The sequence below is a fragment of the Paenibacillus castaneae genome, assembly GCF_002884445.1.
Classification (GTDB): Bacteria; Bacillota; Bacilli; order Paenibacillales; family Paenibacillaceae; genus Pristimantibacillus; species Pristimantibacillus castaneae.
In genome coordinates this window covers 2,579,764-2,604,468 of the sequence record NZ_KZ614144.1, presented here as the reverse complement: position 1 = coordinate 2,604,468, position 24,705 = coordinate 2,579,764, and the positions used below count along the sequence as shown (strand labels likewise).

28 protein-coding genes and 1 riboswitch are annotated in these 24,705 nt (G+C 45.7%); all 28 genes read right to left on the bottom strand.

The genetic code is table 11. The features are described from left to right. Nucleotides 1–10 precede the first annotated feature (10 nt). A complete protein-coding gene (locus tag CEF13_RS11255) occupies nt 11–538 on the bottom strand; it encodes a redoxin domain-containing protein (RefSeq protein WP_102710765.1) in 528 nt (175 codons plus the stop codon). Nucleotides 539–626: 88 nt separating this feature from the next. Continuing rightward, nucleotides 627–1,370: a pseudouridine synthase gene (locus CEF13_RS11250; protein WP_102716343.1), complete on the bottom strand. Its 744-nt coding sequence runs from the start codon at nt 1,368–1,370 to the stop codon at nt 627–629. Nucleotides 1,371–1,425: 55 nt separating this feature from the next. Then, nucleotides 1,426–1,962: a spore maturation protein gene (locus CEF13_RS11245; protein ID WP_279588887.1), complete on the bottom strand. Its 537-nt coding sequence runs from the start codon at nt 1,960–1,962 to the stop codon at nt 1,426–1,428. Further along, the gene (locus CEF13_RS11240) at nt 1,955–2,614 is read right to left on the bottom strand and encodes a nucleoside recognition domain-containing protein (RefSeq protein WP_102710764.1); all 660 of its coding nucleotides are present in this window, start codon (nt 2,612–2,614) and stop codon (nt 1,955–1,957) included. Before CEF13_RS11240 ends, CEF13_RS11245 begins: the two co-directional genes overlap by 8 nt. A 71-nt stretch (nt 2,615–2,685) precedes the next feature. Continuing rightward, nucleotides 2,686–3,879 carry a D-alanyl-D-alanine carboxypeptidase family protein gene (locus CEF13_RS11235; protein ID WP_102710763.1) on the bottom strand — a complete coding sequence of 398 codons (1,194 nt, stop codon included), beginning with the start codon at nt 3,877–3,879 and terminating at the stop codon, nt 2,686–2,688. A gap of 130 nt (nt 3,880–4,009) precedes the next feature. Continuing rightward, nucleotides 4,010–4,444, bottom strand: coding sequence for a GerW family sporulation protein (gene ytfJ, locus CEF13_RS11230; protein ID WP_102710762.1), 435 nt, complete (start codon nt 4,442–4,444; stop codon nt 4,010–4,012). Then, nucleotides 4,417–5,112 carry a DUF2953 domain-containing protein gene (locus CEF13_RS11225; RefSeq protein WP_102710761.1) on the bottom strand — a complete coding sequence of 232 codons (696 nt, stop codon included), beginning with the start codon at nt 5,110–5,112 and terminating at the stop codon, nt 4,417–4,419. Before CEF13_RS11225 ends, ytfJ begins: the two co-directional genes overlap by 28 nt. Before the next feature lie 61 nt (nt 5,113–5,173). Next, nucleotides 5,174–5,776, bottom strand: coding sequence for an SMC-Scp complex subunit ScpB (gene scpB, locus CEF13_RS11220; protein ID WP_102710760.1), 603 nt, complete (start codon nt 5,774–5,776; stop codon nt 5,174–5,176). Further along, on the bottom strand, nt 5,745–6,524 hold the full coding sequence (locus CEF13_RS11215) for a segregation and condensation protein A (protein ID WP_102710759.1): 780 nt from the start codon (nt 6,522–6,524) through the stop codon (nt 5,745–5,747). Before CEF13_RS11215 ends, scpB begins: the two co-directional genes overlap by 32 nt. Nucleotides 6,525–6,558: 34 nt before the next feature. Next, nucleotides 6,559–7,029 carry a 6,7-dimethyl-8-ribityllumazine synthase gene (ribH, locus tag CEF13_RS11210; protein ID WP_102710758.1) on the bottom strand — a complete coding sequence of 157 codons (471 nt, stop codon included), beginning with the start codon at nt 7,027–7,029 and terminating at the stop codon, nt 6,559–6,561. Nucleotides 7,030–7,050: 21 nt separating this feature from the next. After that, nucleotides 7,051–8,286, bottom strand: coding sequence for a bifunctional 3,4-dihydroxy-2-butanone-4-phosphate synthase/GTP cyclohydrolase II (locus tag CEF13_RS11205; protein WP_102710757.1), 1,236 nt, complete (start codon nt 8,284–8,286; stop codon nt 7,051–7,053). A 740-nt stretch (nt 8,287–9,026) separates the two neighbouring features. After that, complete coding sequence (ribE, locus tag CEF13_RS11200) at nt 9,027–9,686, bottom strand: riboflavin synthase (RefSeq protein WP_102710756.1); 660 nt, start codon at nt 9,684–9,686, stop codon at nt 9,027–9,029. 165 nt (nt 9,687–9,851) lie between these two features. Further along, nucleotides 9,852–10,955, bottom strand: a complete 1,104-nt coding sequence (gene ribD / locus CEF13_RS11195) for a bifunctional diaminohydroxyphosphoribosylaminopyrimidine deaminase/5-amino-6-(5-phosphoribosylamino)uracil reductase RibD (RefSeq protein WP_102710755.1) — start codon at nt 10,953–10,955, stop codon at nt 9,852–9,854. 220 nt (nt 10,956–11,175) lie between these two features. Further along, nucleotides 11,176–11,383: riboswitch (FMN riboswitch) on the bottom strand. 33 nt (nt 11,384–11,416) lie between these two features. Then, nucleotides 11,417–11,848: a peptidylprolyl isomerase gene (locus tag CEF13_RS11190; protein WP_102710754.1), complete on the bottom strand. Its 432-nt coding sequence runs from the start codon at nt 11,846–11,848 to the stop codon at nt 11,417–11,419. Nucleotides 11,849–11,901: 53 nt separating this feature from the next. Then, nucleotides 11,902–13,233: a diaminopimelate decarboxylase gene (gene lysA / locus CEF13_RS11185; protein WP_102710753.1), complete on the bottom strand. Its 1,332-nt coding sequence runs from the start codon at nt 13,231–13,233 to the stop codon at nt 11,902–11,904. 138 nt (nt 13,234–13,371) lie between these two features. Further along, nucleotides 13,372–15,003 carry a spore germination protein gene (locus CEF13_RS11180; RefSeq protein WP_102710752.1) on the bottom strand — a complete coding sequence of 544 codons (1,632 nt, stop codon included), beginning with the start codon at nt 15,001–15,003 and terminating at the stop codon, nt 13,372–13,374. 23 nt (nt 15,004–15,026) lie between these two features. Next, complete coding sequence (locus CEF13_RS11175; RefSeq protein ID WP_146022701.1) at nt 15,027–15,455, bottom strand: stage V sporulation protein AB; 429 nt, start codon at nt 15,453–15,455, stop codon at nt 15,027–15,029. Further along, complete coding sequence (locus tag CEF13_RS11170; RefSeq protein ID WP_102710750.1) at nt 15,448–16,101, bottom strand: stage V sporulation protein AA; 654 nt, start codon at nt 16,099–16,101, stop codon at nt 15,448–15,450. Before CEF13_RS11170 ends, CEF13_RS11175 begins: the two co-directional genes overlap by 8 nt. 114 nt (nt 16,102–16,215) lie before the next feature. Continuing rightward, nucleotides 16,216–16,971 (bottom strand): RNA polymerase sporulation sigma factor SigF, encoded by a 756-nt coding sequence (gene sigF, locus CEF13_RS11165; protein WP_102710749.1) that lies wholly within the window; start codon nt 16,969–16,971, stop codon nt 16,216–16,218. Between the two features lie 19 nt (nt 16,972–16,990). Then, nucleotides 16,991–17,437 carry an anti-sigma F factor gene (gene spoIIAB / locus CEF13_RS11160; RefSeq protein ID WP_102710748.1) on the bottom strand — a complete coding sequence of 149 codons (447 nt, stop codon included), beginning with the start codon at nt 17,435–17,437 and terminating at the stop codon, nt 16,991–16,993. Next, nucleotides 17,434–17,787: an anti-sigma F factor antagonist gene (spoIIAA, locus tag CEF13_RS11155; RefSeq protein ID WP_102710747.1), complete on the bottom strand. Its 354-nt coding sequence runs from the start codon at nt 17,785–17,787 to the stop codon at nt 17,434–17,436. Before spoIIAA ends, spoIIAB begins: the two co-directional genes overlap by 4 nt. 154 nt (nt 17,788–17,941) lie before the next feature. Continuing rightward, on the bottom strand, nt 17,942–19,117 hold the full coding sequence (locus CEF13_RS11150) for a D-alanyl-D-alanine carboxypeptidase family protein (RefSeq protein ID WP_102716341.1): 1,176 nt from the start codon (nt 19,115–19,117) through the stop codon (nt 17,942–17,944). A 274-nt stretch (nt 19,118–19,391) separates the two neighbouring features. Next, on the bottom strand, nt 19,392–20,723 hold the full coding sequence (locus tag CEF13_RS11145) for a pyrimidine-nucleoside phosphorylase (RefSeq protein ID WP_102710746.1): 1,332 nt from the start codon (nt 20,721–20,723) through the stop codon (nt 19,392–19,394). Between the two features lie 23 nt (nt 20,724–20,746). Further along, nucleotides 20,747–20,917 carry an aspartyl-phosphate phosphatase Spo0E family protein gene (locus CEF13_RS11140; RefSeq protein ID WP_102710745.1) on the bottom strand — a complete coding sequence of 57 codons (171 nt, stop codon included), beginning with the start codon at nt 20,915–20,917 and terminating at the stop codon, nt 20,747–20,749. A 108-nt stretch (nt 20,918–21,025) separates the two neighbouring features. Next, nucleotides 21,026–21,865, bottom strand: a complete 840-nt coding sequence (locus CEF13_RS11135) for a purine-nucleoside phosphorylase (protein ID WP_102710744.1) — start codon at nt 21,863–21,865, stop codon at nt 21,026–21,028. Between the two features lie 51 nt (nt 21,866–21,916). Next, nucleotides 21,917–22,807 carry a site-specific tyrosine recombinase XerD gene (xerD, locus tag CEF13_RS11130; protein ID WP_102710743.1) on the bottom strand — a complete coding sequence of 297 codons (891 nt, stop codon included), beginning with the start codon at nt 22,805–22,807 and terminating at the stop codon, nt 21,917–21,919. Nucleotides 22,808–22,917: 110 nt separating this feature from the next. After that, a complete protein-coding gene (locus tag CEF13_RS11125; RefSeq protein ID WP_102710742.1) occupies nt 22,918–23,151 on the bottom strand; it encodes a DUF4227 family protein in 234 nt (77 codons plus the stop codon). Nucleotides 23,152–23,242: 91 nt separating this feature from the next. Further along, complete coding sequence (gene ald / locus CEF13_RS11120) at nt 23,243–24,373, bottom strand: alanine dehydrogenase (RefSeq protein ID WP_102710741.1); 1,131 nt, start codon at nt 24,371–24,373, stop codon at nt 23,243–23,245. Between the last annotated feature and the right edge of the window lie 332 nt (nt 24,374–24,705).

Genomic DNA, 24,705 nt, shown 5'->3' with positions numbered 1-24,705 from the left:
GTAAAACCTCCTACAGCTTAAGCAGTCGTTCAATTCGCTCATCAATTTCCACTTCAGTCATACCGCCTACCATAATCTCCATAATTGAACCGTCCGGTTTGATGAAGAAGGTTGTTGGATACGATTTCAGTCCATAACTGCGCTCAGTCTTGCGATTCATATCGCGTAGAATTGGATAATGCAAATCAAAGCGGCGAACAAAATTGTTCACCGTTAACGTATCCTCGCTTAAATTGATCGCTAGGACGATGAGCCCTTGGTCTTTCCATTTCAAATACTGACGCTCAAATTCAGGCATTTCCTTTACGCATGGCGGACAGAAAGTACCCCAGAAATTTACCACTACCGCTTTCCCTGCATAATCCGACAATTGCTGCTGATTGCCTTCTAAATCCGCAAGCTTGAAATCCGGCGGTTTGCTGCCTTCCTTAAGAAGGGTATTGCCCGCGCCAAATAAGGTAGATCCGATTGCATACCCACCTATAATCAAGACGGCGATTAATATTCCGATTTGCACCGTCTTACGCGACTTTCCCATAATTGAAATCACCACCAGCTCTATGTCTACACAGCTACGAATACTACCATTATAACGAAAAGTCGACGGCAATAACTGCCGCCGTCGATTACTTTTTATGAACTTTATGTGTCTTGTTCGCAATGTCAAGCAATTCTTTCACTTCAACCGGAGTGAGATGACGATATTTCCCTCTGCCAAGGTTTTCGAGTCCGAGTTCCCCGAACCGAATTCGCTTCAGTCTAATCACTTTATGTCCAATTGCTTCGAACATACGGCGTACCTGACGGTTGCGGCCCTCGAATATCGTAATTGTAATCGTCGCTTCATTGCCCTCAGTATCCACATCATGATATTCGACTGATGCAGGAGCAGTCATGCCATCCTCCAGCTTGATCCCCTTCTCCAGCTTCTCCAAATCGGTTCCGTGCGGAACTCCTTTGACTGTTGCACGATAGGTTTTCGGAACATGATGGCTTGGATGTGTTAACAAATTGGCAAACTCGCCGTCATTTGTCAGAATAAGAAGCCCTTCCGTATCATAATCCAATCGACCGACAGGATATACTCGCTCTTTAATGCCTGGCAAGAAATCGGAAACAATCTTGCGTCCTTGCGGGTCCTTCGCGCTTGTTATGACTCCTTTGGACTTGTTGAGCATGAGATAGAGCTTCTTCTCACTCCGAATCGGCTTCCCATTAACCGAAATCGTATCGACTGCAGGATCAGCCTTGACTCCAAGCGTCGTTACTTTCTCACCATTGACCTCAATCATTCCTGCCAAAATCATTTCTTCGCATTTGCGACGGGATGCTACACCCGCTGCGGCTAATATTTTCTGTAAACGTTCCAATGCTTTCACCTCAACCTCCATCATAAACGATATGGAGAACAAAGTACAAGCTTCTCTATCTGAATATGTACAAGCAAATGAAAATTGCTGCCAAAAAACCGACTAAATCAGAAAATAAACCTACTTTTAATGCGTAACGCGTTTTCCGTATGCCGATTGCCCCGAAATAAACAGTAAGCACATACAGCGTCGTATCCGTGCTGCCTTGAATGGTAGAAGCAATTCTTCCGATCATCGAATCCGGCCCAAAGGTTTGAATGAGATCTGTCGTAAAAGCTAACGATCCTGCACCGGTTAATGGGCGGAGAATGCCTAGCGGCAAAACCTCGCTCGGAATGTGTAACCAATCAAATAGAGGCCGAACCGCAGATAGCAATAATTCCAATGCACCAGAAGATCGAAACATGCTAATTGCTACCATCATGCCTACTAAATGCGGAATGATATTAATAGCCGTACCGAAACCGTCTTTTGCACCTTCCACGAACGTTTCATACACAGGCACTCTGCGTCTAAGAGCGGCATAAAGCGGTATAAATACAATGATAGCAGGAATCATCCAGGCTGATAAAGTGGTAAATAAGTTATACAATCGGCTCACCTCCTGTATGCGCAGGAGAGGTCTTTATTTTCGATTGTTTGGACTGAGATGGATGTATCGGAGGAGGAGGGGATTTGCGTCTATACCACCTGTCGGCAAGTATTGCAGCCGAGGTAGCGATAAATGTAGCTGCCAGCGTTGTTCCGATAATTTCCGACGGATTTGCTGATCCATAGTTCATTCTTATGGCGATTAGTGTAGTTGGAATAATCGTAATGCTTGATGTATTCAGAGCAAGCAGCGTACACATTGCAGGCGTTGCAGTCGTTTCATCTGGATTAAGCTTCTGCAGCTCCTGCATCGCTTTGATCCCCATAGGAGTAGCCGCATTGCCTAGACCGAAGAGATTAGCGCTCAAATTGCTCATGATATAGCCGATAGCCGGATGATTGCGCGGCACATCAGGAAATAGCATTCTAACAATGGGACCCAGCATGCGCGCCAGCTTGGACAATAACCCCGCATCCTCGGCAATTCGCATCATGCCAAGCCAGAACACCATAATGCTGATTAATCCAAAGCTGACGGTGACGCCAGATTTCGCCCCTTCAAAAGCAGCTTGCGTCACCGCATCCATTTTACCTGTTATCGCAGCAACAATTACACTCATTACGATAAAAAACAACCAAATCCAATTTACCATAGAAGCCGCCTCCCCCAACTTTTACGTTCCTTGCACTTTGAAAGACGCAGCGTCTCCCGCGCTGGCATCCGTCATTTATGATTAAATAATGCTTCTATTGCTTTAACAAAAGTAGCTCGAGCTGACGACTGGCCTTTATATTTCGAAGCCTTTTTAAAGTCAGCCAGAGATTGCAATGTTTTGGGCGATGTTGACGATAGCTTAAGCCTGCTGCTCGATAACTCATATATAGGAACTGACCCGATTTTCTCATTCTTTAAATACCAGTCCACTTTCCCCCGTTCTCCAAGAGAGAAGCGAATTGTATTCTCCTCAAATGTTACTAATTTTGATTCAACCTGCAGAGCTTCCTCCTTAGTTAAAGGGAATTTAAAAGCTTGACCAACCGCATATGGATACCCAGCAACCTCTTGGCCTTTTACAGCAAGCTGCTGCAGCGGATAATGCTCAAAGCCCCAATCCAGCATTTTACGATGATCTGCCCAGTCATCACTGTCATTTATCGTTACTGCCGCTAGCTGTTGTCCCTCCCTTGTAGCAGAGCTGACCAAGCAGCGCAGTGATTTTTTGGTATAACCGGTCTTCACGCCATCAGCACCCTCATACATGCTAAGCATTTTGTTTTTGTTGGTATAGCTGTAATCCCATTTATCATGCGGATTGGGTACTTTCTTCACGCGGGTGCTTACAATTTCAGCGAAAACTTTATTTTTTAACGCATAAGCGGTTAATTTAGCCAAATCATTCGCAGAGGAATAATGGCCATCCTCATCCAGCCCATGAGGATTTTTGAATTGGGTATTGTTCAAGCCAAGAAAAGCAGCTTTTTCGTTCATGAGGTGAACAAAGCCCTCCTCTGAACCGCCAACATGCTCAGCTATAGCAGTCGCTGCATCATTTCCTGATCTAAGCATCAAACCATACAGCATATGGGATAGGCTCATTTCCTCATTAAGCTGAAGATAAATAGAAGAGCCTTCTTTACCCACAGCACGCTTGCTTACCTTTACCATATCCTTCAGCTTCCCATGCTCAATTGCAACAATGGCCGTCATTATCTTTGTCAAACTCGCTATTCGCATTGAAGTATTGCCATTATGGCTAAACAATACTCTCCCTGACTCCACATCAATAAGAGCGGAAGCTTTGGCATTCGTTTTCATTGGACCCGGGGATGCGCTCGCAACTGAAATGGAGCTTGTCCCCATTATGAAGGCTAGCAGTAAGCTAAGCGCAATAATTCGCTGCAGCTTTAGGAAAACCATCATTACATGCCCCTCTCGCCATGTTAGTTGTACTTGCTTCTGCATGCGTAATTAAGTATATGCCTGTACACCATGCTCTAGACGAAAACGTCTAACAAAAAATGAAAAACTGCCCTTGCGGGCAGTTATGTCACAAGAGTTCATCATGGCTGACGGATGGCTGCTTTATCAGTGACTGAATCTTATCAAATACATACGGTGCAGAATCAATGACACGCTCGATGAGATGAGTCTGATTATCAAGCGGCACAATTTTCACTCCTTGCGTACCAACGACTAGAAATGCGATTGGCGTTATGGAAACCCCGCCGCCGCTTCCGCCCCCAAAGGGCAGTGATACGGTTGCATGATGCGCATCAGACTGCGAACCTTTGTTTTTCTCAGATTCATCTAAGCGAATATCACTGCCGCCGGCTACAAATCCAAATCCCACCTTTGAGATTGGCATAATAATACTGCCGTCAGGGGTTTGTACGGGATCACCCACAATAGTGTTTACATCGACCATTTCCTTAATGTTTTCCATCGCGGTTTGCATTAAGCCTTGAATAGGATGTTCTGCCATGCCTTGACGCCTCCTTTCCCTTTCTTCCTGCGAACTAATAGTTGAAGTCCGGCAAGAATAGCATAACCGAAGCGGATTTGAGCTATGCATGTCCACTCTGTAGTAAAAGCAGGCTGCTGATAAATGGGTTCCACACTCATTTGGGGTTCTGCCTTTAGCTTGACCATTTGAGATAAAACGCCTAGAACCGATGTTTGCACAGACCATACCAGACCAGTTGCCATCGCTGTCCACATCGCATCGCCAGTGCCAACCGAGGTAGACCATTTCCACTCAATAATGCTCACCTTAGTCAACGTTTGCCTAACCCAACCCATTAAATTTTTTGTCAGCTGCAGTACCTGCTTCATTTTGTCGATTCCTTTAGCAACCTTATCCGCATCAATCTCATTGTCATTTTGCTCAGAAGAATCCATTCCGGCACTAATCGAAGAAATCTGCTCCTTTAGCTGCAAAGTCGAACCGGTGAAGTGGATGGCTGGCACTTTATAGTGGTATTTTATCATCCCATATAAAGCCTTAATACTAATTTGGGCATCATCATTTTGTTCTTCTCGCCGAAAATTCCCAATGATGACAACATGAGAGCTAAGGATAAGCGCAATTGCAAAAATGACCAAAAAAAAGAGACCTGCCGCCGTTATCCAACCGTAAGGGTGACCAAGCATCACAATGCTTCCTCCGTTTCCCTAATATGGGTTGAATATAGTATGACCCGGCGGTCAAATCTCATTCCTTAATTTCATCAATTGTCATTTGCTGATTCTCAAGCCGCTCGAATAGCAGCTGCGTTTGTTCTTCAAGCGCATCTTCCAAGTCGACGTTACCCGGCTCAGGCAGTTCTTTTATAGATGGCAAACCAAAATAATCTAAAAATGATTTCGTCGTTCCGTATAAGATAGGCCTACCGATCGCATCAGCACGTCCTACCTCTTCGATCAGGTCCTTCGATACAAGCGACTGAATCGCTCTATCGCTCTTCACTCCACGAATCTCTTCGATTATTATTCTTGTAATCGGTTGGCGATAAGCGACAATGGACAATGTTTCTAGCGCTGCCTGAGAGAGCTGAGAGCGTGTCGGCGTGTAAGCCATTCGCTCAAAATAAGGCGCATGCTCCGGATGGGTGGTAAGTCTATAAGAAGCTGCTACCTCTGAAATTTGAACGCCACGGCCTTCCCGTTCCAAATCACGCTGCAAATCATAAACTAAATCGGATGCAAGGTCGGCATCCAATTCTAAAATATCGGCAAGCTGACGCTTGGTAAGGCCCTCGTCACCTGCCATGAATAGCAATCCCTCAATAATCGTCTTCAATTTCTGATAATCCACTTTCCGAAGAATCCCCTTTCCAATGAATGACGATGTCTTCAAACAAATGATTCTGGAAGCAGCGAATATGCTTCATCTTCATAAGCTCCAGAATCGCCAGAAAAGTAACGACAACCTCGTGCCTATCCATATTCTCACGAATTAACCGTGAGAATCGAACTGTTTCAAATTGTTTCAGCACTTCCACAATATCGCGAATGCGGTCCTTCACCGAAATTTCATCACGCTGAACGGTGGCCACAATATTTCTTCTTGAGGCACGCCGAAGCGCCTTTTGGAAAGCCGAAATTAAATCTGCTAAATGCAATCCCTCAACTGGATTTACCTTCTCTTCCTTCATGAAAGGAGTCATATCCTCAGGCTCGCGAGAATAAATGAGGCTGCGCTCGAATTCCTTCTCGCGCAGCTGTTCAGCAATTTGTTTGAATTTGCGGTATTCCATGAGCTTCTGTATGAGCTCATCCCTCGGATCTAACTCGTCTTCTACCCAATCATCGTAATCTTCCTCAAATACGGGAGGCTTCGGAAGCAACTGCTTGCTCTTTATCGCCAACAAGGTAGCCGCCATGACTAGGAACTCGCTAGTAACCTCAAGCTCCAGCTCTTTCATAGCATGCAAGTATTCCATATATTGAATTGTAATCTCGCTGATCGATATTTCATGGATATCAATTTCGGCTTTGTCGATCAAATGCAGCAATAGATCAAGAGGCCCCTCAAAAGAATCCAGCTTGTAAAGCACAGACACGCCTTTTTCCTCCCGCCTAGATGAGCTTTCCTGCTTAACCTTGCAATTGTTTCGTTAAATTCGCCATTTCAATTGCGCTGGTAGCAGCTTCATAGCCTTTGTTTCCTGCTTTAGTGCCCGCACGTTCAATGGCTTGCTCAATAGAGTCGACAGTCAATACACCAAATATGGTTGGAATGCCTGTTTTTAATGCGATTGCAGATACACCCTTAGCTGCCTCGTTGCACACATAATCAAAGTGCGGCGTTGATCCTCGAATAACAGCGCCTAGCGTAATAACAGCATCATACTTGCCGCTTTCTGCCATTTTTTGCGCGATCAAAGGAATTTCAAAAGCGCCTGGTACCCAAGCCACTTCCACATCCTCGTCTTGTGCGCCATGACGTTTGAAAGCATCAAGCGCTCCGCCTAGAAGCTTGCTTGAAATAAACTCGTTAAACCGTCCTACTACTACTCCATATTTTAAACCTTCCGATACTAAATGTCCCTCGTAAACACGTGCCATTTATAATCATCCTTTCATTTCTTAAATTGTATAGTCTGTATCTTCAAAGCGCAATAAATGTCCGAGCTTGGATTTTTTTGTGCGTAAATAGCTGTTGTTATCTACCTTCGCTTCCATCTGAATGGGAACCCGCTCAACAACCTCTAATCCGTAGCCTTCAAGCCCTTTAATTTTGCGGGGATTGTTTGTCAGCAAACGCATTTTGCGAACGCCAAGGTCTTTCAATATTTGTGCGCCTATACCATAATCGCGCAAATCAGCCGGAAAGCCAAGCTTTAAATTTGCATCGACTGTATCAAGGCCCTCTTCTTGAAGCACATAAGCTTTTAATTTATTAATCAAACCAATGCCTCTGCCCTCTTGGCGCATATAGAGCAGCACACCGCTGCCTGCTTCGTCAATCTGCTTCAAAGCTGCTTCCAGCTGTGGTCCGCAGTCGCAGCGATGCGAATGGAATACGTCGCCTGTTAGACATTCCGAGTGGACGCGAACAAGTATATTACTATCCGGATCAATCTCGCCCTTTACGAGCGCAACATGCTCTTTATTATCGATCACATTTGTATATGCAATTGCCCGAAAAGTACCGTAATCCGTCGGAAGCTTCGCCTCTACCGCTCGTTCAACTAGCTTTTCCTTATCATTGCGGTATTCAATCAGCTTCTGGATCGTAATAAGCTTCAAATTATGCTTCTCTTTAAAAGCTATTAAATCAGGCAAACGAGCCATCGTGCCATCTTCATTAATAATTTCACAAATGGCACCAGCCGGCTCCGAGCCGCACATGATCGCTAGATCGATTGCCGCCTCTGTATGTCCAGCGCGACGAAGCACGCCTCCGGATTTGGCAATCAGAGGAAATATATGGCCTGGTCTGCGGAAATCAGCTGCTTTGGTTGTCGGATTAATTAGCGCTTTAACCGTTTGCGAGCGTTCGAAGGCCGAGATTCCTGTTGTAGTCTCTACGTAATCGACGGACACCGTAAAAGCTGTACCATGATAATCGGTATTGCGTGCGACCATGGGAGGCAATTCAAGCTCCTCTGCTCTCTCCTGTGTGATTGGAACGCACACCAGTCCCCGCGCCTCCGATATCATGAAATTAATAATTTCCGGCGTTGTTTTGTCCGCCAGCGCGATCAGATCTCCCTCATTCTCGCGATCCTCATCATCTACTACGATAACCGGCTTACCTTGCTTTAGGTCATTTAACGCCTCTTCGATTGAATCAAATGTATAGTCTTCTGTATGGCTCATATGGGAATTCCCTCCTTTGTAACAACCAACCTTACACATAAAGCAACCAACCATACTAAGGCTCCTACCCTGGCCCTAGCAAGGGTTAACCAACCTTTGAAAGGCTTAACCAAACCTTGAAAGGCCTAACCAAACCTTGAAAGGCTTCTACCGGACCTTCAAAGGACCCATTACCAATCCTTAAAGGCTTCTAACGGACCTTCAAAGGACCCATTACCAATCCTTAAAGGCTTTCGAACCCACCCAAACCCTCCCTTCCAAGGGAGGGCCCCAAGGACTGCGTCCTCTGGACTCCTGCAACTGAACTAACCTTGACCATACAATGCACTCTTTATCTACGTTTGCTTATGGCTCGCTTTCGTCCTGTCGGACACGCTAACTTTTAGAACTAGATTGGTTTGTTGGACTAACCTTGACCAAACAATGCACTCTTTATCTACATTTGCTTATGGCTCGCTTTCGTCCTGTCGGACACGCTAACTTTTAGAACTAGATTGGTTAGTTTCATTATTTGCAATTAATGGTGTGTTTAACTGATTTATTTATGCTTTAGTTTCAGCTAATGACGTTAATTGGGTGTTTGGTGACTCATTTGGTTTGTTTATCAGGTTTTAGTTTCAAATAATGATACTGTTTCTAATAATCAATTGTGATTATCATAATTAGTTTCAGTATTTGATATTAAAAGTTAGTTAGTCTCTTGTTTCTTTTACAAATGGATTAATTGATTGGACGATATTTTAAAGAAATCCATTTTCCATTAGGAATGCAGTGGTTAGCTTGGATTTTGGAGCTGCTGATTCCGGCTGCTTGTAATGCAGCAGGTGATCGACATATTTGCCAATGACATCACATTCAATATTTACATTATCGCCTGCATGCTTATACTGCAAAGCAGTTTGGCTAAGCGTATGCGGGATTATGGAGACAGATAATGTATTTGCTGATGTGTCGATTACGGTTAAACTGATGCCGTCTATGGTGATAGAGCCCTTCGGAATCACATAGCGCAACAAATCTGAATCATTGATTTGAATTGTATAGACAACGGAGTTGGCATCTGTTTCTCGAGTTACTATTTGTCCAGTACCGTCTACATGCCCCTGCACGATATGCCCGCCAAATCGCGCCCCCGCCTGCATCGCACGTTCCAAATTCACTTGATCACCGGGACGCAGCTCGTGGAGGCTGGATTTACGATACGTTTCCGGCATGATATCAGCCGCAAACGAGGCTCGGTCAAATGACGTAACCGTTAAACACACGCCATTAACGGATATACTGTCGCCAAGCATAACACCCTCTGTTACATGGGTTGCCCCTACGATGATGTGCATTGCCTCACCTTGCTTCGTTATCCCTTTCATCTTTCCCACTTCTTCAACTAATCCGGTAAACATGAGCTTCCTCCTAAAGGGTTTGCGAATGCAAACCCACTTCGTAAGCATTAGCTTAGGGTTTGTGAAACAAACCCACTTCGTAAGCATAAGCCTAGGGTTTGCGAATGCAAACCCACTTCGTAAGCATAAGCTTAGGTTTGCTGTACACTCAAACCCGCAGCAGCTTTAATTATTGTAGACGGGGTAGCCGGATACGCAAATATCCTCGCCTGCCATTTCTACGTTCACGCGGTCGAGCTGGATGGCGTCTGCCATCTTCTCGATCCCCGCAAAGGTGAATGTACCGGGTGCTTCGTTTCCGCCGATAATTTTCGCTGCGTAGTAAAGTATGATTTTATCGATAAGACCTGCCTCCAGCATCGCACCGTTTAATTGACCGCCGCCTTCGAGCAGAATGGAGCTGATTTCAAGCTCTCCGAGCTTCTGCATCGCTTCTATTAAGTCTACCTTCTCGCCAGTGCCGCACGCGACGACCTCCACCCCTGCAGCTTCTAAAGCTAGACGTTTATCAGTCGCTGCTCGGCCCGATGTCAATACGATCGTCCTAATGGATCGGTCGGTTACTACTCTGGCACTTAAAGGCAATTGAAGCGATGAATCAACAATAATTCGAACTGGATCGATAGCCGGAACATCGGCTCGTGTATTCAATAATGGATCATCCGCCAACACCGTTCCGATACCGACCATAATCGCCTCATGCTGATGCCGCAGCGTGTGTACCTGCTCACGAGCCTCAGTACCGGTGACCCATCGGCTATCGCCGGTTCGAGATGCAATCTTTCCGTCCAGCGTACTCGCTGTTTTTAAAGTGACGAACGGAAGCTTGGTCGTTATATACTTATTGAATTTTTCATTCATTTGCTGCGAACGCTGTTCAAGAACACCGACCGTTACATCGATTCCCTCTTCACGCAGCCTTGCAATACCGCTCCCTGAAACCTGCGGATTCGGATCCGTGCTGGCAACTACCACTCTTGACGCTTTCGCTGCAATGATTCGCTCACTGCATGGAGGCGTTTTGCCGAAGTGACTGCATGGCTCCAGCGTTACGTATACGGTAGCGCCTTCCGCTTCCTCACCAGCCATTTGCAGAGCATGAACCTCTGCATGGCCAGTTCCCCGCTTCAGATGCGTCCCTATACCAATAATGCGTCCATCCTTCACAACTACACAACCAACGACAGGATTGATGCCTGTTTGCCCAGATGCTTTGGATGCCATTTCTAAAGCAAGGCCCATATAATACTCATCATTTAAAATGTCCACAAACAAAAACACCCCTATCGGCATGCTTACCGAAAGGGGTGATGAAAGAATTGTTCGAGAACTACGACAAAACCGATCAACGTTGTCGGCTTTAGGAGCCGATCGCTTACACTGCCTAAATACTGCAGTGACGGTTTGTAAAATACGCTAAAGAAACAAGCCTATTACGCATGTGAAATAAAACACATACAAATAAGCATGAATATAATAGCTGTCGAAGCATCTCCTTCTCCCATCCAGACTGTACTGTCGGTCCCGGAGTTACACCAGGTCCACCGTTCCAAAAGATTTCTATTTGCTCATGGCTGTAAGAAATCAATTAGACCGGGTCACGGACTGACGAGAAATGCAGGAAATTCGGATGTCCGATCCTCCCTGCACTACTCGATCACCGCCGGTTAGGAATTTCACCTACCCCGAAGGAAAGCTGCACTTACATAATTATAGTTAGTATCTTAACATTAAATCGTTTCTACTTCAACCTTTTCCATTTTGTCTCCGCCTTTAAAAGCATCAACAAACTCCATACCCTTCGACACTTTGCCAAAAACGGTATGAGCGCCATCCAAATGCGGCTGTGGTGCATAGCCGATATAGAATTGGCTTCCGCCTGTATTGCGGCCAGCATGTGCCATCGCTAGTGATCCGCGCTCATGCTTGTTAGGGTTGATTTCACAATTGATTTGATAACCAGGACCGCCTGTACCAGTACCGTTCGGGCAGCCGCCTTGTGCGACGAAGCCAGGAATAACACGGTGGAATGTTAGGCCGTTATAAAAACCTTCGTTAGCAAGCTTCTCGAAGTTTGCTACTGTGTTCGGCGCGTCTTGATCAAATAAATCGATTACGACTTCTCCGCCGTTTGCTAGTGTGATTTTTGCTTGTTTTGCCATTGCTGCATCTACCTTTCTTTTATCCGAATAACACTACGTTACCAATATCGCCCTTATTTCGCAAGGGGGGATTTTTGAAGTCTTGCCGGAATAACGTCATTACATACAATATTTTCAAGCGATTCGCGTTTAACAGCAAGGTCTGCTTGACCATCTTTAACAAATACGACAGCCGGACGACGGATGCGGTTATAGTTGCTCGCCATGGCATAATTATAAGCACCTGTACAAAAAACAGCAAGCAAATCGCCTGATTCCGCTTTAGGCAATTCCAAATCCCAAATGAGCATATCTCCGCTTTCGCAGCATTTGCCAGCAATGGATACCGTTTCTTCTATTGGATCATTCGCACGGTTAGCAAGCACCGCTTCGTATTCGGATTGGTAAAGCGCTGGACGAGGGTTGTCCGTCATTCCGCCGTCAACAGCAATGTATTTGCGTACGCCAGGAATTTCTTTGCTTGTACCAACGGTATACAATGTCGTACCCGCGTCACCAACCATGCTCCGGCCCGGCTCAACCCAAATTTCAGGTAGCGGGTATTCAGCATTTGTGAAATTCGAAATGATTGCACCAGTAATCGCAGCAACATATTCGCTGATTGGAAGCGGCGTGTCGCCCTCTACATAGCGAATGCCAAAGCCTCCGCCAAGATTGATGACTTTGAATGCATACCCAAGCTCGTTGCGGATCGAAACTGCAAACTCAGCAACTTTGTCAACGGCCATGCGGAAGCCCTCAACCTCGAAGATTTGGGAGCCGATATGGGAATGCACGCCTAAAGTAATCAAGTTAGGCAAAGCTAGAGCTGCTTGAACGGCTTGCTTAGCGGACCCGTTGCCAAGATCGAAACCAAACTTCGAATCGGTTTGGCCAGTTGAAATGTAGTCATGTGTATGTGCTTCTACGCCAGGCGTAATACGAAGAAGTATGTTCACTTTCTTGCCTTTGTCGCCAGCTAACGCATTCAGAAGCTGAAGCTCCATGAAATTGTCAACAACGAAGCAGCCGATGCCTGCATCAAGCGCCATGTTGATTTCGTCAGGAGTCTTGTTGTTGCCATGGAAATGAATACGTTCTACCGGGAAACCCGCTTGCATAGCGGTATAAAGCTCTCCGTCGGATACAACATCAAGCGATAGGCCTTCTTGCTCAGCGATGGCACACATCGCCATTACACTAAAGGCTTTACTTGCATAAGCAACCTGAAACTTAAGTCCAGATGCTTTAAAAGCTTCTACGTACTCGCTTGCACGCTTACGTACAAGTGCTTCGTCCACAATATATAGCGGCGTGCCAAATTGGCTTGCCAAATCAGCTACATCGCAGCCTCCAATTTCTAAATGTCCATTCGTGTTAATTTTACTAGTTCCATGCAGGTACATATAATTTTCCCTCAGCTTTCTCCTATCTGCATTAAACAGATAGAACGGATAGAATTTGCATCAATAGCAACAGTATAACGCAATCTACCCGCACTGCGAAATGGATAAATCCACATTTCATTTGCATTTTTTGTGAAACTAATCGGTTTGCGGCATTCTCTCCTGCTGCTGCGTCTTCAGAATGATAGGTCGAGAACGGTTGTAGAGCACCGGCTTCCGGACCATAATGCCCCATAATGCATTCAGATCAAAAGGAATAATCGGCCAGAAATAGGGGCGATTGAAGGAGCGCTCGCAGATCAGCATCAGCATAATCCCTGTCGTCCCAACTACGAAACCCGGCACCCCGAATGCAGACACGGCAATAATTAAGACCAGCCTGACAATTCGGTTGGCTAGCCCCAGCTCATAGCTGGGAGTAGCGAACATGCCTATGGCCGCAATGGCCATATACAAAATGACCTCGTTGATGAATATACCGGTCTTAACCGCAATGTCCCCGATTAAGATGGCAGCAACCAGTGACATGGCCGTTGCCAGCGAGGTAGGTGTATGAACGGAGGCCATCCGCAGCAAATCCACACCGATCTCCGCTAGCAGAAATTGAACCAGCAGCGGCAGCTTTCCTGTTTTAGTCGGCCCTATAAATTCAAGCGCCATCGGCTTAAGTTCCGGATGCAGCACAAATAGCAGCCAGAGCGGCAGCAAGAACAAGGACGCAAAAATACCGAAAAACCTTACCCAGCGTAAATATGTGCCTATAAACGGAGTTTGGCGATTTTCCTCTGCATGCTGAACGAGATCCGCATACGTCGTCGGTAAAGTCATAACACTTGGAGAAGTGTCAACGAAAATAGCTATGCATCCTTCAAGTAAATGTGCAGATACGGTATCTGGCCTTTCTGAATAGCGCACAAGCGGAAAAGGACTAAATCCTCTCTTGACGGTAGCCTCTTCAAGCTGCTTATCAGCTAGTGGCAATCCATCAATTTTGACCATTTTAATTTTGCTCTTAATCGATTCAAGCATTTTTTTATCCACGATATCATCAATATATGCGATACATACATCCGTTTGTGTTCGGTCTCCTACTTGCATGATTTCGTAGCGAAGCTGAGGATCACGCAATCTTCTTCGAACTAATGAGATATTAACCATTAGGGTTTCTACAAAACCATCCCTACTGCCGCGAACGACCTTTTCCAGAGACGGCTCCTCCGGACCGCGGCCAGGAAATTTTTTGGCATCAATCATGAGAGCAGTAGCTTCACCCTCCATAAATAACGCCGTAACGCCTGATAATGCACCCGTTAACATCTTATTCCAGTCATTCTCCAGCCTCACCTGAGAGGCTGGAACATAAAGCTGGAAAAAGGAATGAAGCGCATCGCTTGACATATCGTCTGATTGCAAATAGGATAGCCGTTTCAAAATCTCAGTAAGCAAATCTTCACTTACGAGACCATTCATGCACAAGAGCAGAGTCCGTTTTTTGCCGAAGGTCATTTCTCTAACGACAACATCGAAGCTTGTCTTATAGCCGATTTCACTCTCTAAACGTTTACTAATTTCATCGATTTCTGTTGGTATTTCCTTCGTATGCTTCTCCCTTGTAGAATCGGCGTTTCCTTCGTCTTTATGCTTCAACTTCCTTTTTTTCTGCTTGGGCGTTGATCTAGATTCCTCCTGTAACTGCTCATCAGGCATGTCTATTGGGGGGGCATTGTCTTTTCCTTCTCCCCGTTCTTTTTCAGCTTGCTCATCCAACATCTCTTCACCTCATTTAGGAATAATCACCATTGAAAAACGAGCCAATCAAATAAAGAACCCAATGTTTTGCCTAGAACCATAGCCATCACAAGTGAAACCATAAATTTAGACAAATTCATTCTTTTGGCCAAAATAGGAAGAACGTTCATCACCTCAGTCAACGCGGCTGCCAGCATGCCGACAAAAATGCCGTCGAACAAACCGATCGTGCTAAGCCAAGCTCCGGACGGCATCGCAAGCTTCCAATCCATAAAATCAAAGAACGTCCAATACAAGGAGCCGGATATGACTGCTGTCTCATACCAAATGGACATACGATAAGCATTGGCGATCTGAGCCAGCCTAGGAATAATATCCAGCACGATTAACAAAGCTACTAATCCGCTGCCAACTGCCAGCCCTCCGGCAAGTCCAAGCAGTGCAATGAATATATTCTCAAGTCCGTTAATCATTCGGATTACCTTGCTGCGTGAGGTCGTAATCTGATTTTTTTCGCATTTCATCCGCAATTACATAAGCGTTTACGTTTTCTTGATACATATATAGCTCCACTTCAAGCGGATTAGGCTCCTCGTTAAACCTTTTGCGAAATAGATGGTTAAAGAAAAGCACCATGCCAAGACCGATACCGAACGAATACGGAATTTGAAACCACAATGGGTGCTCTATTCGCTTTCCTGTAATGAGCTCGACAATTCGGATATGAACCTCCTTCATACTGACATCTGTATGAAAATTCATGATGGCTAGCCCTGCACCAAAAAATAAAAGCAGCCATGAGAAAATAAGAATCGGAATTCGAGGCTTGACCGCTTTCTCTGAGATCATAATGAGAACATGTGGATCTCCGTATGCTTCAACCGTCAACTCTGGATCTAGCTCTCGTATGGCTTTCACAATTTGCAGCAAATCGATCACAACCCGATTGCCATCCGCTTTATTGTGCTTGTAGAGAACAAGCCCCTTTAATCGCTGCTCAAGCAAATCATCAGCAGCAAGCAGCCTAGCTGCTTGTCCTAATGTAACGCGATGATTTGGTTTGATATATATTCTCTTTTTGAGACGCAGATAAAGGATTGAATGATTGGAGGTTCCCATCTGTCAGCTTCCCTTCTGCTTATGCTTTGGTGTTTGTTTCCCTTTTAGTATGATGAAAGGCCTCAAAGGATACTCATGCATGAGAAGGTAATAAACGGAAAAGACCAAATCGCCTCAAAGGGCGATTTGGTCTTTGATAGACTGCAATATTTTCTTCTCCAGCCTTGATACCTGAACTTGTGAAATACCAAGCCTGCTCGCAACTTCGGATTGTGTTTTGTCGCGGTAATAGCGTAAGTAAACAATGAGCCGTTCACGCTCATTGAGACCCTCTATCGCTTCAACAAGAGCTAGCTTATCAAACCAGCGCTCTTGTGATTCATCTGCGATTTGGTCCATCAATGTAATGGGATCGCCGTCATTCTCGAACACCGTTTCGTGAATCGAAGTGGGGGGCTTATTCGCTTCCTGAGCAAATACAACATCCTCTGGCGTAATGCCGAGACGTTCGGCTACTTCGCCGATTGTGGGCAGCCGGCCTAAGGTTTTGGACAGCTCATCCTTCATTTTACGAACCTTATTGGCTGTTTCCTTCAATGACCTGCTAACCTTCAACGTACCGTCATCACGCAGAAAACGTTGGATTTCCCCAATGATCATGGGAACCGCATAGGTCGAGAACTTCACATCATAGGACAAATCGAATTTGTCCACTGACTTAAGCAGGCCGATACAGCCAATTTGAAATAAATCCTCCGGCTCGTAGCCACGATTAATAAATCGCTGTACAACGGACCAAACGAGTCTTATATTGCAATGAACAAGTGTATCTCTTGCAAGCGTGTCGCCAGATTGGCTTAGTGCAATGAGCCGCTTTACTTCCGCATCCTCTAAATAAGGCTGGGCCGTTTGTTTCAGATTGACATCCATGAGGTTCAACCCCTATGCGCTAATTGTAGAGCGCTTTTTTCGATTCGATTCGCTTCAGCATCATGACGCGGGTTCCGCCGCCCATCAAGCTTGAAACCTCGAAACGGTCCATAAAATTTTCCATAATCGTAAAACCCATTCCTGAACGCTCAAGCTCCGGCTTTGAAGTAAAGAGCGGCTGACGCGCAAGCTCTAAATCCTCTATGCCACGACCATTATCCGACACGGTAATGGAGACACAATCCCCCTCGATTGTCGCCTCTATGGTTACTTTGCAAGACTCATCGCTTTCATAACCGTGTATAATCGCATTAGTGACGGCTTCGGACACGGCTGTCTTCAAATCATTCAGCTCCTCCAGCGTCGGATCAAGCTGAGACACGAATGCAGCAACCGCAACTCGTGCAAAGGCTTCGTTCTCCGAGCGGGCGCTGAAGGAAAGCGTCATTTCATTCATACCATTCATGACACCACCTCCAAACTGGAAATTGCGCTGCGTTCATTGTCGTGAATCGTTAAGATTTTGAACAGACCCGAGAGCTCGAACAAGCGATGTACGCTCGGGTTGACGTCGCAGACAACCATTTTACCGCCCTTGCTCTTCACCTGCTTGTATCTGCCCAGAATGACGCCAAGACCGGAACTGTCCATGAATTGCAGTTCTTTCAGACTGAGAATGACATGCACGCTGCCTCCTCGAAGGATAGCCTCCTCCATCTTATAGCGCACGACATCAGCCGTATGGTGATCGAGCTCGCCGCGAAGGCGCACAATCAACACGTTGCGATATTGCTCCAATTCTGCTTGCAGACTCATTACGCTGTTCATCTCCTCTAGGTTTTTTTCCTGATGATAGAACTAGCAATTCTCCAAGTTGGAGACTAATTCCTGCATGCCGACAAAACTAGAAGCAGACCCCTAGCAACTGACAAATTGCGTGTCTTGCCGCGCATCTAAGCTAGAGAGCTGTTTAAGCAAATAGTCCAGAAAACGATCGCTTCAGCAATTTCCACCAGCCCGCACGCTCAACGGAGATCGGTGCATCAACATCAAATTCCTTAAGCACCTGATCACCCTGATACACAACTAATTTGCCGATTGGCTGCCCGATTTGAATTGGCGCCTTCAATGGCCCGTTAATTTTCAGCTCATGACGAATATCCTTTGTTTGGCTGCCTTTTTTGAGAAGAACGCTATATGTATGCTTTGCAACAAGCGGCAGCTCCGGTGTCGTTCCCTTTTCTATTTGCAAGCTTCCCATCGATTCGCCTTCATTAATAATGGAATGGTTCATGTATTGAGCGAATGTATAGTCGAACATTTGGGAAACTTCAGCATTTCTTGTCTTCGTATTCGGCTCGCCCATTACGACGGCTATAACGCGCATATTCTCTCTCTTAGCCGTAGCGGAGAGACAATATTTCGCTTCACTCGTATAGCCCGTTTTCAAGCCGTCCGCCCCGCTATAGAAACGAACTAGCTTATTCGTATTGACAAGCCAGAATGGCTTCTCAGACGTTTTGCGCAAATAATCCTGATAGAGCCCTGTATATTTAGTTACTTCGGAATGTTTGAGAAGCTCCCTCGACATAACGGCTATATCATGCGCGGATGTGAAATGGTTTGCCACAGGCAAGCCGTTGGGATTGGCAAACTGCGTATCATTCATACCCAGCTGCTGCGCGCGCTCATTCATCATCGCTACGAATTGCTGTTCCGTGCCTGCCAGCTTCTCTGCCATCGCCACAGATGCATCATTGCCTGAGGCAAGCGCGATGCCTTTCAACATATCTTCTACTGTCATTTCTTCGCCAGCTTCAAGAAAGATTTGCGAGCCTCCCATTGAAGCAGCGTAATCACTTGTCCGCACCATATCTGACAATTTGATTTTGCCATCATCAATCGCCTCCATAATTAGCAAAAGCGTCATAATTTTCGTAATGCTGGCCGGAGGCAGCTTATCATGGCTATTTTTCTCATAGATGACTGTTCCGCTGTCTGCATCCATAAGGATGGCAGAGCGAGCAGAGGGCGCTAGATTAGCCTCGGGCGCTAGTTTAGTAGGGGCGGGCACTTTAGATGGCGTAGGCTCTACAGCCGCAAACACTGCGGTAGGCAATGCCACCGCTATTGCGAGAATTAGCATAAAGAGCTTGATCGTACGATTTTTCAACAGAAACTCCTCCTAGATATGGATGGTGGCTGCAAGTGCAGTCTAGTAAACGGGTACGGAAGCCAACACTTTATTTGGTAAAGCCAACTACAATTACGGCACAAGAAGGTTATATATTCCTTTTCAGTGTTGACGCGAAAGATGCAAATTATTCCAAACGCTAATCAAATAGTTTTTTTATATGCGCAAAACGCAAAAAATCCGTCCCTATAATCGGAACGGATCAATTACTATTTATAATATTTAATCAGCTATAACGAGTAATGCCTCGCGAGGTAACGACAGATAGTATTAGCTTTCTAACGTTCGGCGGTTCTGGGCTAATTGTAAAAGCTTGAAAAACACGTCTGGATACTTCCTCTGAAAGCTCATTCTGCTCATGCAAATGGAGAAGCGCCAGGCATTCTCCTGCTTTCACAGCATCGCCAATCTTCTTGCGCAGCGTTAGCCCTGCCGCATAATCAATAGCCGCATCCATTGTTACTCTACCCGCTCCAAGGTGCATGGCTGCAAGGCCGAGCTGTTCCGCTTCAATAGCATGGATATAGCCGGAAGCCTCCGCCTTTACTTCCATTATGCAAGATGCATGAGGAAGCATGGATGGATCATCCACGATCGATGGATTGCCTCCTTGCACGGAAATAAAGGCTTTGAACTTCGCAAGTGCTGCCCCACTGTCAATTCGCTCCTGCAGCTGCTCTTTCGCCGCTTCATAGGAATCCGACTTGCCGCCTAAGACGACCATATGGGCTCCTAGAGTCAGGCATAGCTCGGTTAAATCCTGAGGTCCAATTCCTTTTAGCGTATCAATTGCTTCCTCTACCTCAAGCGCATTCCCTATGGCAAAGCCAAGCGGCTGGTCCATATCACTTATTACTGCTGCCGTGCTGCGTCCAACCTCTGTCCCAATATCGACCATGGCTTGAGCCAGCTTCTCCGCATCCGCCAACGTCTTCATGAAAGCACCGCTGCCTGTCTTCACATCGAGCACAATCGCATCCGCGCCTGCCGCAATCTTCTTGCTCATTACTGAACTTGCAATAAGCGGAATCGACTCTACGGTAGCCGTAACGTCACGCAGCGCGTATAGCTTCTTATCAGCAGGTGCAAGGTTCTCACTTTGTCCGATAACGGATAAGCCGATATCATTCACTTGCGTCATGAAGCGTTCTCTTGATAGCTCTGTACGGAAGCCTTCAATCGATTCCAGCTTATCAATCGTGCCCCCAGTATGGCCAAGTCCTTTTCCTGACATTTTGGCAACTGGGATACCCATCGATGCGACTAGCGGCGCCAAAATCATAGTTGTTTTATCTCCAACTCCGCCTGTACTGTGTTTATCCACTTTAATTCCACTAATCGGACCAAGATCAACCTGATCACCAGAATTAGCCATAGCAAGTGTGAGCGAAGCTGTCTCCCTTGGCGTCATTCCACGAAAAAACACAGCCATCGCCCAAGCAGAGAGCTGATAATCCGGAATATCACCGCGCGTATAACCATCAATTAAAAAGATTAATTCCGATGGGGTCAGCTCGACGCCATCTCTTTTCTTCTGAATGATATCTACTGACCGCATTTGCTCCCCCTTATTCGCCAAATCTAAATTTGCGCGCTTAAAGCACGATGCTTTCGCTGCACTTGATTAATGATCTCATCAAGCGATTGGCTTAAGGAGATCACATCAAGATGCTGAAGGCTTTCGTTTACCAGAGCTGTTTCTACCATCTCTTCACGCAACTTTTCCATCTGCGTAAGTAATTGCTTGTCCATTTATTGTCCACTCCATCATTCTATAATCATGGACATTATACGACGTACAATAAAAAAACACTGTCATAATGAGTCGACGCTTATATTACATTTGTGTGACAAAAAAAGTTAAATTGCAGCGATCAATGCATTCACTAGTCCTAAAAATTGGGACTTTACACGTTCAGTCGTTTCCATAACTTCAATATGCGACAGCGGTTGATCCAAAATACCCGCAGCCATATTGCTTATGCACGAAATACCGACTACCTCAATGCCCGCATGGCGTGCGGCGATAACTTCGGCAACGGTCGACATTCCGACAGCATCAGCTCCAAGGGTGCGCAGCATGCGAATTTCTGCAGGCGTTTCGTAAGTGGGACCGAGCAGACCTACATAAACGCCTTCACGCAGCGTAAAGCCTTGGCCTTCTGCAATATCGCGTGCAACGGCACGCAGACGCTTGCTGTACGCTTCTGACATATCAGGGAAACGCACGCCAAGCGAATCATCATTGGGCCCGATTAACGGATTTTTGCCTGTTAGATTAATATGATCAGATATGAGCATTAAATTGCCTGAATCAAATTGTAGATTAATGCCTCCGGCTGCATTAGTAACGACTAACGTTTTGACGCCAAGCGCCTTCATGACACGAACCGGGAAAGCCGTCAGCTCAGGTCCGTAGCCCTCATACATGTGAAAACGACCGCGCATTAAGATAACCGTTTTGCCAGATAGCGTACCAATCATCAATTCACCAGCATGGCCCTCAACCGTAGAAATCGGAAAATGAGGAATATCATGATATTGTATGGTCACTGCATTCTCTATATGGTCACCTAGGACGCCAAGTCCTGAACCCATGATCAGACCGATTTCCGGCCTTTGCGAGGTCTTCTCCTCAATATATTGGGCTGCCTCATTAATATGTGCTGCTGATAGTCCTGCTGCATGAATAGTATTCATCCTATTTACCTCCTAAAATTATGAAAGCTAGCTCGCTTCGTAATCACTTGCTTAGGCTCGCGGGTGAGCACGACTATATGTATCCTTCAAGCGTGTCTTAGAAACTTGAGTATACTTAAGCGTGGTCGAAATATCCGAATGCCCAAGCATCTCCTGAACAGCGTGGATATCTGCTCCATTTTCCAATAAATGAGCCGCTACGGAATGTCTTAGTGTGTGAGGAGTAATCTCCTGCTCGATTCCAGCTTCTTTCGCATATTTCTTAATGGTTTTCCAAAAGCCCTGTCTTGTCAAACGTGTGCCAAGATGATTCAGAAACAAAGCTGAACCCGCATCCCTATGCGAGAGCAATTCATCCCTGCCTGATTGGAGATAATCCGTCATTACTTCCGCGGCTTGCCTGCCAATTGGAATGATTCTTTCTTTAAAACCCGTTCCCATGCATTGAACAAAACCGAGCTGCACATGAATATGTTCTAAATTGAGGGAAACAAGCTCGGTCACTCTTATACCAGTAGCATATATAAGCTCCAGCATCGCCTTATCGCGTTTGCCGGCTGGGCTTGTGCTGTTTGGAGCTTCAAGTAAGGAATTAGTCAGGGCTACGCTCAAAATACTGGGCGACTTCTTCTCCTGCTTGGGCGCCTCCATAAATAAAGCTGGATTTTGCAAAATAATGCCTTCCACGATCAAATAATGAAAGAAAGCGCGCACCGAAACTATATGACGAGATATAGTTGCAGACTTTCTACCTTGTTCTTTCAATTGATGCATATACTTGGAAATATGGATTCTTTGCACTTCGACTAACTCGGTTAAGCCCTGCTCCTCTACAAAGGAAATAAATTGATTCAGATCCCTCTCATAGGATGACAAAGTATTTGGAGATAGTCTTTTTTCGATCTTCAAATATTGAATATATCGATTTAATTGAGCTTTCATCGGACTTCCTTTCGCTTCTGGCACATGACTGACAAGCTTATTCTACAAAATTCAACATTCAGCTCATTAAATCCTGCTTGAAAAGCGAATCTGTACTATGTACAGCTCCATTACTCGCCGTACCAATAAAACCAACGTAGTCGATCTGCAGCATGTGTACTGTCTGGGGATTCTGGGTCAGTCAAAAATACTTTCATAGCAGCACCTTTAGGTTCTTGGTAGGGATGAACAGGAGAAACCGCATCAGCAAGCCAGCGATAACCGCCTGTAACTGCTAATAGTAATAATGCAAAAATTAAAAAAAACACGATGCGGCTCGTCCATTTTCGAATCGAAAAAACCATGCACATCAGCCTCCTCATTATGCTGATACCTTTGTCTATCCGTATCACCATATGAGAAGACCGATGCGAATATGCTTACGTTAAGCAGCATTTAACCGGTAGGTATATTGTTTACATATTTATCAATCGGTGTGAAAGGCAAGCCAGTCGCGGACGCTACTGGCTCATAGGTTACATGGCCTGCATGCGTATTTACGCCCTTTTGAAGCGGAACGCTCTTGCGAACAGCATCCAATCCCTGATTGGCTAATTCAAGCGCATAGCTCATCGTTACGTTCGTCAACGCAAATGTAGAAGTTCGTGGAACAGCGCCCGGGATGTTGGCTACCGCATAATGAACGACACCGTGCTTCATATATATGGGGTCTTTATGCGTAGTCGGTCGATCAACCGTTGCGATAGATCCGCCTTGATCTACTGCTACATCTACAATAACAGCGCCTTTCTTCATCGTCATGACCATTTGCTCCGTCACAAGGTGCGGCGCCCGCGCTCCCGGAATAAGAACAGCACCAATTAGCAAATCCGCCTTCGTGACTGCATCGGCAATTTGATAAGCATTGGACATAAGCGTCTGGATACGGCCGCCAAACACATCATCAATATAGCGTATTCGATCAGCGCTTTTCTCCAAAATAATAACATTGGCGCCCATGCCAAGCGCAATTTTGGCGGCGTTTGTACCTACGATGCCACCGCCAATAATAACTACATTTGCTGGCGCTACACCTGGAACGCCTCCAAGGAGCACCCCTCTTCCGCCATTAAACGCTTCAAGAAACTGTGCCCCTACCTGGACTGACATTCGGCCGGCCACCTCGCTCATCGGCGTTAGAAGAGGCAGGCTTCCGTTTGGAAGCTGGATCGTTTCATAGGCGATAGCCGTTACTTTCTTATCAACTAATGCCTTCGTTAATTCAGGAGCAGCAGCCAGATGCAAATAAGTAAACAAAAGCAAGCCTTCGCGAAAATAGTTAAATTCCTCTTTCAGCGGTTCTTTTACCTTCATAATCATATTTGCTCGAGCCCACACATCAGCAGCTTGATTTATGATTTCTGCGCCTTCCCGCTCGTAATCTCCGTCTTCAAAACCGCTGCCGCTCCCTGCACCCGCTTCAACGAGCACTAGGTGGCCTGCTCCTGTCAGCATAGCGACACCGGCCGGTGTCAAGGCAACACGATACTCACTTTGTTTAATTTCCTTCGGAACCCCGACAATCATAACCCATACCTCCTCAAAACATATCTCGCTTATTATAGCTGCTCAAATAAGCTCTTCCTATGTTGTATGAACAACAGCGACGTTTTGATCGTCACTGCACAAAGCTAAATCTGAAATTGGCATCCAATTTATGCTTTGTTATATTTCGAAAAATATGTGTGGAGGTGGTGAACTTGCATCAATCTACTTTAAACGTATCCCTCATACTCACTTAACTGGAAAAGCTACATCTAAATTAGCGCTAATGTGCTCTTTTATCGCATTTTAATGGAAATACTGCTGTTAATTTTGCTCTAAACATAAAATTCGAATGAAAATCACCGAATTAGATG